The sequence below is a fragment of the Streptomyces qaidamensis genome (assembly GCF_001611795.1).
Taxonomy (GTDB): domain Bacteria; phylum Actinomycetota; class Actinomycetes; order Streptomycetales; family Streptomycetaceae; genus Streptomyces; species Streptomyces qaidamensis.
On sequence record NZ_CP015098.1, the window covers coordinates 3,266,680 to 3,280,190 of the forward strand.

General features: G+C 70.9%; 12 protein-coding genes. 3 read left to right on the forward strand and 9 right to left on the reverse strand.

Annotated features, from left to right (window positions below):
* Nucleotides 1-8: 8 nt before the first annotated feature.
* Nucleotides 9-1,340: a glycoside hydrolase family 26 protein gene (locus tag A4E84_RS14270; protein WP_062926935.1), complete on the reverse strand. Its 1,332-nt coding sequence runs from the start codon at nt 1,338-1,340 to the stop codon at nt 9-11.
* A 154-nt stretch (nt 1,341-1,494) separates the two neighbouring features.
* On the opposite strand from A4E84_RS14270, the gene A4E84_RS14275 reads away from it, so the two are divergent.
* Entirely contained in the window at nt 1,495-1,704 is a 210-nt protein-coding gene (locus tag A4E84_RS14275) for a hypothetical protein (RefSeq protein ID WP_159029575.1), read from the forward strand.
* A 49-nt stretch (nt 1,705-1,753) separates the two neighbouring features.
* Here the strand turns inward: A4E84_RS14275 and A4E84_RS45360 are convergent, their stop codons facing one another.
* From A4E84_RS45360 to A4E84_RS14290, 3 genes are all read right to left on the reverse strand, one after another.
* The gene (locus tag A4E84_RS45360; RefSeq protein ID WP_063827498.1) at nt 1,754-2,572 is read right to left on the reverse strand and encodes a chaplin; all 819 of its coding nucleotides are present in this window, start codon (nt 2,570-2,572) and stop codon (nt 1,754-1,756) included.
* Between the two features lie 107 nt (nt 2,573-2,679).
* Nucleotides 2,680-2,907, reverse strand: coding sequence for a chaplin (locus A4E84_RS14285; RefSeq protein WP_062931451.1), 228 nt, complete (start codon nt 2,905-2,907; stop codon nt 2,680-2,682).
* Nucleotides 2,908-3,095: 188 nt separating this feature from the next.
* Nucleotides 3,096-3,491, reverse strand: a complete 396-nt coding sequence (locus A4E84_RS14290) for a rodlin (protein ID WP_062926938.1) — start codon at nt 3,489-3,491, stop codon at nt 3,096-3,098.
* Between the two features lie 245 nt (nt 3,492-3,736).
* Here A4E84_RS14290 and A4E84_RS14295 point away from each other — a divergent pair, with 245 nt between their 5' ends.
* Complete coding sequence (locus A4E84_RS14295) at nt 3,737-4,132, forward strand: rodlin (RefSeq protein WP_062926939.1); 396 nt, start codon at nt 3,737-3,739, stop codon at nt 4,130-4,132.
* Between the two features lie 73 nt (nt 4,133-4,205).
* Here the strand turns inward: A4E84_RS14295 and A4E84_RS14300 are convergent, their stop codons facing one another.
* The 4 genes from A4E84_RS14300 to A4E84_RS14315 all read right to left on the reverse strand — a co-directional run bounded on the left by A4E84_RS14300 (nt 4,206) and on the right by A4E84_RS14315 (nt 11,402).
* The gene (locus tag A4E84_RS14300; RefSeq protein WP_062926940.1) at nt 4,206-6,131 is read right to left on the reverse strand and encodes an AMP-dependent synthetase/ligase; all 1,926 of its coding nucleotides are present in this window, start codon (nt 6,129-6,131) and stop codon (nt 4,206-4,208) included.
* 96 nt (nt 6,132-6,227) lie between these two features.
* Nucleotides 6,228-7,751 (reverse strand): vWA domain-containing protein, encoded by a 1,524-nt coding sequence (locus tag A4E84_RS14305; protein WP_062926941.1) that lies wholly within the window; start codon nt 7,749-7,751, stop codon nt 6,228-6,230.
* A gap of 130 nt (nt 7,752-7,881) precedes the next feature.
* A complete protein-coding gene (locus tag A4E84_RS14310; RefSeq protein WP_062926942.1) occupies nt 7,882-8,748 on the reverse strand; it encodes an ABC transporter permease in 867 nt (288 codons plus the stop codon).
* Nucleotides 8,745-11,402, reverse strand: a complete 2,658-nt coding sequence (locus A4E84_RS14315; protein WP_062926943.1) for a CocE/NonD family hydrolase — start codon at nt 11,400-11,402, stop codon at nt 8,745-8,747. Before A4E84_RS14315 ends, A4E84_RS14310 begins: the two co-directional genes overlap by 4 nt.
* Nucleotides 11,403-12,887: 1,485 nt before the next feature.
* Here A4E84_RS14315 and A4E84_RS45220 point away from each other — a divergent pair.
* Entirely contained in the window at nt 12,888-13,013 is a 126-nt protein-coding gene (locus A4E84_RS45220; RefSeq protein ID WP_257784337.1) for a hypothetical protein, read from the forward strand.
* Nucleotides 13,014-13,093: 80 nt separating this feature from the next.
* On the opposite strand, the gene A4E84_RS14320 is transcribed toward A4E84_RS45220, so the two are convergent.
* Nucleotides 13,094-13,303 carry a DNA-binding protein gene (locus tag A4E84_RS14320; RefSeq protein WP_237304908.1) on the reverse strand — a complete coding sequence of 70 codons (210 nt, stop codon included), beginning with the start codon at nt 13,301-13,303 and terminating at the stop codon, nt 13,094-13,096.
* Nucleotides 13,304-13,511: the final 208 nt, after the last annotated feature.

A 13,511-nucleotide genomic window follows, 5' to 3' on the forward strand; every position in this document is an offset into this window, starting at 1 on the left:
CGTTCCGGCTAGCTCGTGCGCGACCACCAGTCGAGGCGCAGGCACAGCTTGCCGCCGATCCAGTACTCGACCCAGTCTCCGAGGCTGAGCGGCGAGCAGTTCGCCGGGCGCTCCGGGGTGGGGGCCGGAGGGGTGGGCACCGGGGTGGTGGGGGCCGGGGTGGTGGGGGCCGGGGTCGTGGGGGCGGGGGTCGTGGGGGCCGGGTCCGGCCGGTCGTCGCGGCCGAAGAGGAAAGACCGGTAGATCTGGGAGGCCCGGGGGTTGTCGTCGCACTGCCACACGCCGTGCGGGCAGTAGTCCGTGAGCGTCTGGTACAGCGGCTTGTGCTCGTCCATCCACGCGAGCATGCGCTTCATGTACTCGGGGTTGTCGCCGTTGCGGAAGAGTCCCCACTCCGGGAAGGAGATGGCCTTGCCGCGGGCTTTGGCGAACTCCACGTGGTGCTGCAGCCCGTAGGGTTCCTTCACCTGTTCGTCGAACGACATGCCGCGCGGCTGGTCGTACGCGTCCATTCCGATGATGTCGACGGTCTCGTCCCCGGGGTAGCACTGCGTCCAGGGAACGGCGTCCCGGCCGCGGCTCGGGGTGAAGTCGAACCGGAACTTCTGGCCCGGCACCGAGCGCATGGTGGTGACGATCCGGTTCCAGTACTGCTTCCAGGCCTCCGGGTCCGGCCCGCAGCGGTGGGTGTAGGTGATGCCGTTCATCTCCCAGCCGAGCACCAGGACCGTGTCCGGCACCCCCAGCTCGACCAGCCGCTGGGCGAGCCTGCGGAAGTGGTGGTCGAACCGGCCCTCGGCGCCCTGGCGCAGGAGCCGGCGCACCTCCCAGTCCGATACGCCCTCCTCGTTGCGCTCCATCATGGGCACGTTGAGGACGAGCAGCCGGTCGGCCCGCTCGCGACGCCAGTTCGCCCACACGTCGAGGAAGCCGGGGAGCCCTTCGATGTTGCTCCAGCGGTCGCCCGGCAGGTAGGTGTGCCCGACCCGCAGCTCGGCACCGCCGAGCCAGGTGCTGAGCTGGGCCATCCGGGCCACACCCCGGGGCCCGTAGTCGAGGTAGGCGCCGAAGGCCGGGACGGCCGCGGCGGGAGCCGGGGAAGCGGTCGAAGCGGGGGAAGCCGAGGGTACGGGCGATCCGGCCGGGGCGGCCGGGGACACCGGTGTCGACGCGGGGGATGTCGGTGTCGCGGCGGTGGCCGGTGCGGGCGGCTCGGCGGACCGCGCCGGTCCGGCGCCCGCGGCGACCGTGTGACCGGACGTCAGCGCCGCCGCCGCGGCGACCGCCGCCGCGACGAATACCAGCCGCCGGGACCGTGCGCGTCGCTGCTGTGTGGCCATGGGCCGCCCCTCTCGCGTTCTCCTCCACTTACTGACACCCAGTCATATGAAAGGAGTGCGCGCCACCGGCGCTGAGGCTTTCGAGTGGGACGGTTCACCCGGCTGGCCCGGCAGAAGTACGCGGTTTTCATTAAGAAATGCCTATTTTGTTCCCATGACTCACATGAAGCGCACCGCCACGGTGCTTTCCAGCCTGGCCCTGAGCGTCGCCGTCCTCGGCGGCACCGCGGCCGCCTCGGACGCGGACCTCCTCTCCGAAGCCGGTGACCAGTCCACCTCCCGGGAGTGCAACGAGCACGACAGCCTGGGACTGACCCTGCTGGGCATCCCGTTGCTCGGCTTCTTCTTCCCGGACCAGTGCTGATCCCACTGGCTGCACGGGTGCCGGGCGCTTGCGTCCGGCACCCGCTGTTTCAGCGGTGGGACGCTGCCCGACCTCGCCGGTACAGCACCACACCGCTCACGATCAGCGCGGCACTGGTGGCCGCGGCCCCGTACAGGGCCTCGGCGCCGGTCTCGGGGAGACTGGGCGGCTGCTCCTGACCGCCGGGGGGTGGCGGGGTGTGGTGGTCGCCCGGGGGCGTACCCGGGGGTGTCGACTGGTGGCCGCCCGGCGGGGGTGTGTGCGGGGGCTCGGTCGACGGGGGTGTGTGCGGGGGCTCGGTCGGCGGCGGGGTGTGCGGAGGCGTGTGCGGGGGCTTCGTCGGAGGGGTGTCGCCGTAGCCGTAGCCACCGTCGTCGTCCCCGTAGCCGCCGTCGTCGTCCCCGTAGCCGCCGTCACCGTGGGACCGGCCTTCGCCGTCACCGCGGGGCCAGGCCTCGCCGTCACCGCGGGACCTGCCCTCGCCGTCACCGCGGGGCCAGACCTCGCCGCGTCCGTGGGACCCGTCCTCGCCGCGTCCGTGGAACGCGTCGTTGCCGCCCCCGGGCCCGGAGGCCTCGTGGCGGTCGCGCCCGTGGCCGCGATCGCTGTGACCACCGTGGGTGTCCGCCTCGTTGGCACAGGAGTTGCCGAAGGCCGGGTTGAGTGCGGCGACGACGTCGACGGTGTTGCCGCAGGCGTTCACCGGTACCTCGACCGGCGCCTGGACGGTGTTGCCGGACGCTGCGCCCGGCGATCCCTTCGTGACTCCGTCGGCCGACGAGTCGGCGAGAGCGGCGCCGCCGCACAGGGACAGGATGCCCGTCGCAGCCGCTGCCGCGACCATTCCCCTGCTCAGGGTCTGTCGCAATCTCGTTGTCTTCCTGCTCGTAGAAGTGGGAAAAGCCGGCCCCGGAACGAACGGTGTTGTCCCGGGGCCGGCCAGGTCGCAGCCGATGCTGCGCGCGCGTCAGCGCGTCAGTCGTTCTCGCACTCGTTGCCGAACGCCGGGTTCAGGGCGGCGATGATGTTCACGGTGTTGCCGCACACGTTGATCGGGATGTGCACGGGAATCTGGATCACATTGCCGGAGAGGACACCCGGGGAGCCGACGGCGGCCGCCTGGGCACCCGAGTCGGCAATGGCCGGACCGGCCATGCCCAGAGCCATGATCGCGCCTGCGACGACAGCAGCGCTCTTCTTCATGAACTTTCCCTTCTCTGCGGTCATGCCCACCATGACCTGCAGCCTGCAAACGAGGAATTGACAGTCGAAGAAACTGAACAACGTACGGGGTGGGGGAATTCACTCGATTGCCCCACGAAAAGTGGACAGATGCGGCCGGGCGGCCCGCCGTGAATACGGCGGGCCGCCCGGGCTGCATACGGTACGGCTCAGCCGCCGTTCGCCGACAGGACCGACAGGTCCTCCAGGATGTGGTTGAGCGCGCCGTCCCGCTTGGCGTTCGTGGAGTTGTCCGCGCACTGCTGCTGGACGTGGTCCGACAGGACCGGGATGTCCTGGACCACCACGCCGATGAGGGCGGCGACACCGACGTCGAGGTCCTGAACGGCGAGACAGGGCTTGTTGAGCGTGCCGTCGACCAGCGAGAGCTGAGGGCTCATGTCGCCCTTGGTCGCCGAGTTGCCGAACGACGACGAGGCGCCGTTCCCGTTGGCGACGGACGGTCCGGAGTCGTCCCCGACGGCAAGAGCCTGGGGAGCTGCCGCCACCGACATTCCGATGACTGAGGCGGCGGCCGCCGCGGCGACCATTGCCTTCTTGAGCACTTCGCGTTCCTTTCCTCGTAGCGACGCATGTCCTACGGCCTCATCAACACGGCTCCGGATGATTGGTTGCGGGTGTTCACCCGGTTGGCCCGCAGCACCCAGAACCCCCTGATAATCAACGGGAACGAAGAACACACAAACTGTCCTGGCATGGGCTGACAGAGTGATGAGGAGAAACCATGCACCGCCCGTGTAGTTGACCAGAACGCTCCGGAGGACGGGGTTTCCTCAGAAAGGACTGGTCAGTGATCAAGAAGGTTATTGCCACTGCGGCGATCGCCGCTTCCGTCATGGGAGCCTCCGCTGCCGCGGCCCCGCAGGCGCTCGCTGTCGGCGACGACAGCGGCCCGACGGCCGTGAACGGCAACGGGGCGATGCAGAGCTTCGGCAACTCGTCCACGTACGGCAACATGAGCCCGCAGATGGCGCTGATCCAGGGCTCGTTCAACAAGCCGTGCATCGCGGTGAACGACCTGCCGATCGGTGTCGGTGCCCTCATCGGTATCCCGATCCAGGACATCCCGATCCTGTCGGACCACCAGCAGCAGCAGTGTGCGGAGAACTCCACCAACGCCAAGCGCGACGGTGCGCTGGCGCACCTGCTGGAGGACGTGTCGATCCTGTCGGCGAACGGCGACTGACGCACCGGCGCCGAAGGGGGCGGGTCGCCGGGCAACCGCCCGGTGGTCCGCCCCCTTCGCCGTGCCCGCGGCGTCAGCCCCTGCCCGCGTAGAGCGCCTCGATCTGCTCCGCGTACGCGGCCGTCGCCGCCTTCCGCTTGACCTTCAGGGACGGGGTCAGCAGCCCGTTCTCCTCGGTGAAGTCGCCCTCGACGAGGGCGAAGGCGCGGATCGACTCGGCGCGCGAGACGGCCTCGTTGGCGTGGTCGACCGCCTTCTGCACGTCGGCGCGCAGGCGTTCGTCGTGGACCAGCTCGGCCAGCGGGGTGTCGGCGGGGAGTTTGCGGACCGCCAGCCAGTGGGCGAGGGCTTCCGGGTCGAGGGTGATCAGGGCGGCGACGTACGGGCGGTTGTCGCCGACGACGAGGCACTGGCCGACGGGCGGGCGGCTGCGCAGGCGGTCCTCCAGGACGGCCGGGGAGACGTTCTTGCCACCGGTGGTGACGAGGAGGTCCTTCTTGCGGCCGGTGATGGTGAGGTAGCCGTCCTCGTCGAGGGCGCCGAGGTCGCCGGTGGCGAACCAGCCGTCGTCCAGGACCTCCCCGGTCGCGGCCGGGTTGTTCCAGTAGGCGCCGAAGACGATGCCGCCCTTGATGAGGACCTCGCCGTCGTCGGCGATGCGGACGGCGGTGCCGGGGACCGGCAGGCCGACCGTGCCGGGCCGGGGGTCCAGGGGCGGGACGATGGTCGCGGCGGCGGTGGTCTCGGTGAGGCCGTAGCCCTCGTAGATCAGGATGCCGGCCGCGTAGAAGAAGAGGTTCAGGTCGCGGTCGAGGGGGCTGCCGCCGCTGATGGCGTAGCGCAGGCGGCCGCCGAGTTCCTTGCGGATGCGGCGGTAGACCAGCAGGTCGTACAGGGCCCATGCGGCGCGCAGGCCCGGGCCGGGCCCGGGACCCTTGCCCAGGAACCGGTTCATGTGGGCCGCGCCGAAGCGGACGGCGATGCGGTGGGCGCGGTCGAAGGAGGCGCCGCGGCCCAGCTTCTCGGCGGTGGCGCGGCCGGTGTCGTGGATCTTCTCGAAGAGGTACGGGACGCCGACCAGGAAGGTCGGGCGGAACGCCCTGAGGGCCGGGCGGAGTTCGTCGGGCTTGATGCTCGGGCAGTGGCCGGTCTCGATGCGGCCCATCAGGCAGGCGATCTGCAGGGTGCGGCCGAGGATGTGTGCGAGCGGGAGGAAGAGGAGCGTCGACGCGGTCTCGCCGGTGACCTCCTTGAACAGGGGGTGCAGAAGTTCGACGGTGTTGGCGGCCTCGGCGTGCAGGTTGGCGTGGGTGAGGACGCAGCCCTTGGGGCGGCCGGTGGTGCCGGAGGTGTAGCAGAGGGTCGCGGTGACGTCGGGGGTCAGGGCGGTGCGGCGCTTGGTGACCTCCTCGTCGGGGACGTCCCGGCCGAGGGCGGTGAGCTCGTCGAGCGCGCCGGCGTCCAACTGCCAGACGCGCGGGGGCTCGGGGTGGGCGGCCGTGCCGGTCAGGACGGTGTCGGCGTTCGCGGCGGTCTCGGTGACCATGTGGCGCGCGCCCGAGTCGCGGACGATCCACTCCACCTGTTCGGCCGAGGAGGTGGCGTAGACGGGGACGGTCTGGCCGCCCGCCGACCAGATCGCGAAGTCCAGGACCGTCCACTCGTAGCGGGTGCGGGACATCACGGCGACGCGGCCGCCCGGTTCGAGGCCGGCGGCGATCAGGCCCTTGGCCACGGCGGTGACCTCGTGTGCGAACGCCGCCGCCGTGACGGGCTGCCAGCTGCCGTGTTGCTCGCGCCGCAGGACCACGGCGTCGGGGGCCTCGGCGGCGTTCGTGTAGGGGATGTCGGCGATGCTGCCGGTCGTCGGGCGGGGCGCGAGGGGAGCCGTGCGGGCCTCGCGGACGATTCCCCGCTCGTCCCTGACGGTCTCGGCCCTCGTGCGGATCGCCAGGTCGGTGCGGTGTTTCGCGCGTTGCAGATCCTTGCGTACGCCCATGACGGCTCCCGGTCGCGGATGAGGCTGACGTGCTGCCGTACCTTCTTACTCTGGAGTCAACTTACTCACAAGTAAGCCCGGGTCAATGCGCGGGGGTCACATCATGCGGTTCGCGGTGCCGATCGCCTCGGCGAGCCTGCGGATCTCCTCGCTCTCCGTGCTGTCGGCCAAGTCGTCGGCGTGGTCGGCGAGTTCGTCCAGCCGCGGGGCGTCGGGCAGGTCGTGGTCGCCGCGGCCGAGGGCGTCGGCGAAGTAGGCGGCCGTGGCGGCGGTCCGCAGGCCGCGGCTCGCGCTCCAGACGGAGTCGTCGAGGGCGTCGGCCTCCAGGTCGCCGGTCTCCTCGTGCGGGTCGCGGGTCTCGGGGTCGAGCCAGCGGACGGTGGCGGTGGCGAGGTGGCCCCGGGCGCCGGGTGCGGTGCGCACGGCGTACAGGGCGGTGACGGTGTGGCCGGGGCCGACCTCGCCGCCGTCGACCCGGTCGTCGCGGAAGTCCTCGTCGGCGACGCGGCGGTTGTCGTAGCCGATGAGGCGGAACTCCTCGACCGTCTCGGGGTCGAAGGCGACCTGCGCCTTGGCGTCGCGGGCGGTGAGGTCGACGTTGCGCGGCAGCTGCTCGGAGAAGACCTTGCGGGCCTCGTCCTCGTCGGACACGTAGACGGTGTGGCCGTCGCCCTTGTCGGCGAGCCGCTCCATGAGGGCGTCGCCGTAGTCGCTGCCGACGCCGACGCCGAAGAGGGTGATGCCGTGCTCGCGGCGCTCGCCGGAGATGCGCTCCAGGATGCTGTCCGCGTCGGTGTCGCCGGTGTTGGCGAGGGCGTCCGAGATGAGGACGACCCGGTTGGTGGCGCCCTCGCGCAGGCCTTCGACGGCCGTCTCGTAGCCGGTCTCGACGCCGGCGCCGAGGTTGGTGGAGTCCTGGGTGTCCAGGTCGGAGACGGCGTCCTGGATCTCGTCGCGGTTGCCGTCGAGACGGGTCATGGGCAGGACGGTCTCGGCCTCGTCGCTGAAGGTGACGAGCGCGACCGAGTCGTCGTCGCGCAGCCGGTCCGTCATCACCGACAGGGACTCCTTGGCGAGGTCCAGGCGGCCCGGTTCGTCCATGGAGCCCGAGACGTCGATGACGAACGTCAGGGCCGCGGGCGGGCGTTCGCCGCTGCGTTCCGCGGTGCGGGTGGCGAGGCCGACACGGACCAGGGACCAGTCCTCGTCGTCGGTGCGGGCGCCGTCGACGGTGACCGAGAAGCCGTCACCGTCGGGGCGTTCGTAGTCCTGGCGGAAGCTGTTGACGAACTCCTCCGGGCGGACCGTCGACGGGTCGGGCAGCCGGCCGTCGGCGAGGGAACGCCGGGCGTAGTCGTAGGAGGCGGTGTCGACGTCCAGGGCGAAGGTGGAGAGGTGGCCGGGGTCTTCGCGGAGGTCGTCCCGCTCGCTCGAGCCGTCCTCGTCGCCGTGGGCGGGTGCGGGTTCGCCCGTGCCGTACTCGGGGCGGTCGGCGGCCCTGCTGCCCCCGCCGGTGTCGCCGCCCGCGCTGCACGCGGTGAGCAGCAGTCCGCTCGCGGCCATGAGTGCGAGCAGCGCTTTTCGTGTCCGGAACCGCTCCATCGTCCGTACCCCCTGCATCCTTCGGCGTCGGCTTCTTGCGACTGTGACGGCGCAGGGGGCCCGAACGTGCGGTACGGGGCGTTGCGGAAGGGTCTCGAAGCGGCCACGGGGACCGGCCTTCGAGACCGGTGGGTGATCCTCCGTTGACCTAGGAGACGACGTCCTTGCGGGCGAAACCGCGGAAGGCCAGGGCGAACAGCACGACCGCGTACGTTACCGAGACGGACGTGCCCTGGATCATGTCCGACCACTCCAGCTGGGGCCGGACGGCGTCGAGCCAGGCGTACTGCCAGTGCGCGGGCAGGAAGTCGCGCCAGTCACCGAGGGCCGTCACCTCGTCCAGGACGCTGCCGATGATGGTGAGGAACACCGCGCCGCCGACCGCGCCGAGCGGGGCGTCCGTCCTGGTCGAGAGGTAGAACGCGAGCGCGGCGGTGACCAGTTGGGACACCATGATGTACGCGACCACGATGAGCAGGCGCTGGGCGGCCGTGCCGGTGGACAGGGTGCCGCCGGTGGGCAGTTCGAGTGGTCCCCAGCCGTAGGCGGCCGTTCCCACGGCGAGGGCGACGACCGGGAGCAGGAGCATCGCGGCCAGGCTCAGGGTGAGTCCGACGGCGAGCTTGGACCACAGCAGCCGGGCTCGGGGCACGGGGGCCGCGAGCAGGTAGCGCAGGGAGGACCAGCTCGCCTCCGAGGCGACGGTGTCGCCGCAGAACAGGGCGACGGGGATGACCAGCAGGAAGCCGGCGGCGGAGAAGAGGTTGACGGCGGCGAAGTTGGCCCCGGACGCCGTCGCCGTGTCCATGAGGTTGACGCGGTTGTTGTTGCCGCCCGGGTCGCCGCCGACCTGGAAGGCGATGAGCAGGATGACCGGCAGGGCGAGCAGGACGCCGCCCATGACCTGCGTGCGGCGCCGCTTCAGCTGCCGGACCAGCTCCACGCGGAAGGGCAGGGTACGGCCCGCGCGGTAGCCGTCGGCGACCTCGACGGGCGGCTCGGCGAGCTGGCTCATGCTTCGGCTCCGATCAGGGTGAGGAAGGCGTCCTCCAGGCGGCGGTGGGGGCCGACCGACCGCACCGCCACGTCCAGCCGTACGAGGTCGGCGACCAGGCGCTGCGGGGTGCCGTCGGCGTCGAGCTGGACGAGGAGGCCTTCGTCGGCGCGCACGGCCGAGGCGACGCCCGGCAGGGCGGCGACCTTCTCCACGACGGGCTCGTCCACGGGCGTGGCCGTACCGACGAGGAGGGTGTCGCCCGACCCGACGATGTCCTCGACCGGGCCCGCCTGGACGAGCTGTCCGTGGTCCATCACGACCAGGTGGGTGCAGGTCTGCTCGACCTCCGCGAGGAGATGGCTGGAGACGATGACCGTGCGGCCGGCGGCGGCGTAGCGGATCATCACCTCGCGCATCTCGCGGATCTGGGGCGGGTCGAGGCCGTTGGTCGGCTCGTCGAGGATGAGCAGGTCCGGCAGGCCGAGCATGGCCTGGGCGATGGCGAGGCGCTGGCGCATGCCCTGGGAGTAGGTGCGCACGGCCCGGGCGAGGGCGTCGCCCAGGCCCGCGATCTCCAGGGCCTCCTCCAGGTGAGCGTCCTTGGGCGGGCGGCCGGTGGCGCGCCAGTACAGCTCCAGGTTCTCGCGGCCGGACAGGTGGGGCAGGAAGCCCGCGCCCTCGACGAAGGCGCCGACCCGGGACAGGACCGGGGCGCCGGCGCTGATGGCGTGGCCGAAGACGCGGATCTCGCCGCCGTCGGGCTTGATCAGGCCCATCAGCATGCGCAGGGTGGTGGTCTTGCCCGCCCCGTTGGGGCCGAGCAGGCCGAGGACCTGGCCCTTCTCCACGCGGAAGGAGAGCTCCTTGACCGCGTACCGGTCCGACGCCTTCGCGTAGCGCTTGGTCAGGTCGGTGATCTGGAGGGGGACTTCGGCCAGTGCGGGGTCCGGCGGGGCCGGTGCCACCGTGCGGCGGCGTCCCGTGAGGATCAGCGCGAGCGCGATGCCGGCGCCGGCGAGCGGCAGCCACCAGACCCAGGCGGGCAGCCCGGCCCGGCTGTCGCGCTCGCCGAGCGCCGAGGGGACCTTCAGGTCGCCCTTGAGGGAGACGGTGTACGTCGCCGGGGCGGTCGGGGAGGCGTAGCCGAGGTCCGTGGAGGCGAGGACCAGACGCAGCCGGTGGCCGTCGTCGACCTCGTGGTCGATCGCCGGGAGGGTGATCCGGACGTCCTTGCCGGCCTTGGCGTCCTCGACCCGGATGGGCGTGACGAGCTGGGAGGGCAGCACCTGCTGGGTGCCGCCGCCGGGGCCGACGTCGTAGAGCTTGGCGAAGAGCACGGCGTCGTCGCTGGTGGACTTCACGTGCACGGTCGCGGTGGGCGAGCCGGTGATCTGCAGGTCCTCGCGCTGCGGCGCCGACTCGAACGCGGCGAACTGGCCGGGGAAGTCGAGGGAGACGCCGATGCCGAGCGTGGCGAGCTGGCTGAGGCCGCCGGCGCCGCCGAGGCCGGGCAGGGCGGAGACGCCGGGCGGGCTGGCGCCGGGCGGATTGTCGAAGCTCTGCTCGCGGCCGGCCAGGGCGATGGAGCGCTGCCCGGCCTCCAGGCCGGGGTAGCGGTCCGAGGTCACGCCGGTCAGGCGGGGTTCTCCGTCGCCGGAGCCGGTGCCGAGGGTGCGGGTGACGCGGAAGGCGGGGCCTGTGTCGGCGCCCTTGTCGTCCTTCAGGTAGCGGTCGAACCAGGTCTTCGCGCGGTCCTGGACGCGGCCGGTCTCCATGTCGCCGCCGTCGTGGCCGCCGGCGATCCAGTCGACGTCGACGGGGGCGCCGTTCGCGCGGATGGCCTTCGCGGCCTGGTCTGCCTGGCCGAGGGGGAAGAGGGAGTCGGACTGGCCCTGCATCAGCAGGGTCGGCACCTTGATGTTCTTGCCGACGGCGGACGGGGAGTGCTCTTCGAGCAGCTTGCGCGCCTCGGCGTCGGGCTTGCCCGACTCGGCGACCCGCTCGTACATGCGGCACAGCGCGGGCTCGAACTTTTCACAGCCACCGCCGGAGTTGACGAAGATGCCGGCCCAGAGCTTCTTGAACACGCCGTTCGGGAAGAGGGCGTCGGCGAGGTTCCAGTAGGTGATCGCCGGGGCGATGGCGTCCACGCGCTTGTCGTGCCCGGCCGTGAGCAGGGCGATGGCGCCGCCGTAGGAGCCGCCGGCCATGCCGACGCGGGGGTCGCCCTTCTTGTCGAGCTCGACCTGGGGCTGCCGCGCGAGCCAGTCGATGAGCTTGGAGACGTCGGCGACCTCGCCCTTGGGGTCGTTCAGACCGATCTTGCCGTTCGACTTGCCGAAACCGCGGGCCGACCAGGTCAGGACCGCGTAGCCGTCCCGGGCGAGGTCCTGGGCCTGCTGCCGTACGTCGCGCTTGCTGCCGCCGAAGCCGTGTCCGAGCAGGACGGCCGGGCGGCGGCGGTCTCCTCCGGAGGTGAAGAAGGAGGTGTCGATCCGCACGCCGTCCTGGGTGTTCAGGAGCCGGTCCGTGCGGCGCACCGGGGGCGCTTCGTCGCCGGCGACGGCCGTCCACGTTCCCGCGCCCGCGAGGACGACGACGGCGGCCCCGGCGGCGAGGAGCCTCCGGGGCCTCCGAAGCGGCCCGTTCAGTCCGGGCAGTCGAAGATCCATGCGTCAACGGTACGGGGTGAAGCTGTCGATGAGTTGTCGACCGGAGGCCGAAGTGCGGGGCCCCCCAGGGGTGTACACGGAGTTTTGGCGTACTGCGGGTGGTGTACGGCATCGGGCTCGGCGGACAGGGCGGAGCGTGTCGGTCATGCGGCGGTTCCCAGCGGCTCGGCGGCTCGGCGCTGGATGTGCGCAGCATCGAACATCGACGAAAAGCAGCACGCCAATGGCTGTTTGCCTACGAAATCAGCAGAAGAAATCCGCCTTCACTGCTGTTTTGAGAAGCAGAGGTCAGCAGGAACGGGGCGGGGGCTCCCTGCGGTTCTCGCAGGGAGCCCCCGGAGAAAACTCTCGGCGGGTGCCTCAGTGGTTGCGCGGGAAGCCCGGACTCATGGGCGTGACCTGCGGTTTCACCTGAGCACCCCTTCTGACCTGCGGGTTTATGCGTTGTTGACGTTGGGTGCCGTTGGGCACGTTAGAGCGTTTCGCGGACTGTCCGCGGACTGCACCCCACCAGGGCGCAGTCTCCCACTGCTGGAGCTGCTCGCCGCCCGCCGTCACGCCTCGTCTCTGGCGACGATCGACCTTGCGTCGCCGTGGGAGACGGGCCAGGAGATCACAGCGGAGCGGGCACCCGAGGAGCGGCCGGAGCTCCCGCCCGCCCGGCCGGACGTGGTGCCCGTAGGTGTCCGGCTGCTGGTCAGTCCGTGGACGGGGTCAGAGGGTCCGGTCGGGACAACGTCTCGGACAGCGGCAGCCTGCCCCTTGCGGCAACAGTTCGACGCACCCGCAGTTCGGCTCGTGTCCGCGGGCGGTACTTGGGCTCCTTGCCGCACCCGCAGGCAGATCGCCCTTCGTAGCGCAACCCTTCACCCAGCACCGCAGCCACCACAGACCACGCGTGAACATCACGCCTGGGCGGCGGCGCGAAGTCATGACCAGCGCAAATGAGGGGCTGGGAACAGTTTGGGCACACGTGCTTCCGCTGCGGATGGGCATGCTGCTTGAAGCTGACACGGCACGAAACACACGCGTAGTGCAGCGTGTAGTAGGTCATGGCGTAGAAGCACACCGGGTCACCGTACCGACCAGCCCTTCAGGCAGACCACCCGATTCGAGCGACTGACGCTCGCGTGGTGTTCTTCTCGCTGGAACCCGACGAGCTCGTCCCGGATGACGTAGGGGGATAGCAGCGGCGGACCTCCGACCCCGGCAGACTCAACCGGAGTTTCTGCGAAACGGCCGCCGTCCGCTCTTCGGACAGCCATGCTGGCGCCATGTCGGCACAAGGGGATCCTGCATCGCACGCTCACCTGACGTACTCGCCACGGCCACGCATGTTCCGCGAGCCGTGGCAACGGTACGTGTGGGCCGCAGTACCGCTCGCCAGCATGTCCGTCCTCGCCTTCATGCCCTTCACGTTGGCGTGGCGGCGGGGGGGTAGTGCCGGCGTGGGTTCCGGCCGCGTACTTCGCGGGGAGCGCAACCGTGTTCGGCTTCGCCTTGGTGCAGCCAGACGTGAATGCCTTGTTCCCCGTGGCGGTATGGGCGTTCATGATCACGGCAGTTGTGCAGGTGCTGCTCCTCGACCCCTTCAAGCGGCAGGCGAAGTAGCGGCATCTCTCGGCAGGAACCCACATCGTGGCGCCCGAGCGCGCAAGTCACCGCGCGGGGCCCTCGTACTCCTGAATGGCTCAGGTGGTTTCCAGTAGCCGAACGAGCGACGCCGTGACCACACGCTGCCGGGTGCCAAGCGGGACGAGCGTCACCGGCGACTCGCCACGGATGATCAGCTGGCGAAGGTGCTCCTTCGAGACACCGAGCGCGGTTGCCGCCTGTGGCACGCTCACCGTGGCCGGCCAGGCGCGGACCTCGTCGAGGGTCGGGACGATAGCGGGCGTCAACGGACTCCCGTCTTGTAGGTCACTGCAAGACCGGGTTTCCATCGAAGGGCCCGTATCGACCTGCCAAGGTGTCATCCGAGCGAGGGAATGACCCGGCCCGATAGCACTCCGCAGCGCAGCCTGCACGTGCCCCCTCCGACTCCGCTACCCATGCGAGCGGATCTAGAAGGGGTCTCTACTGCCGAAGACGGTGCCCACCCCGCTACCA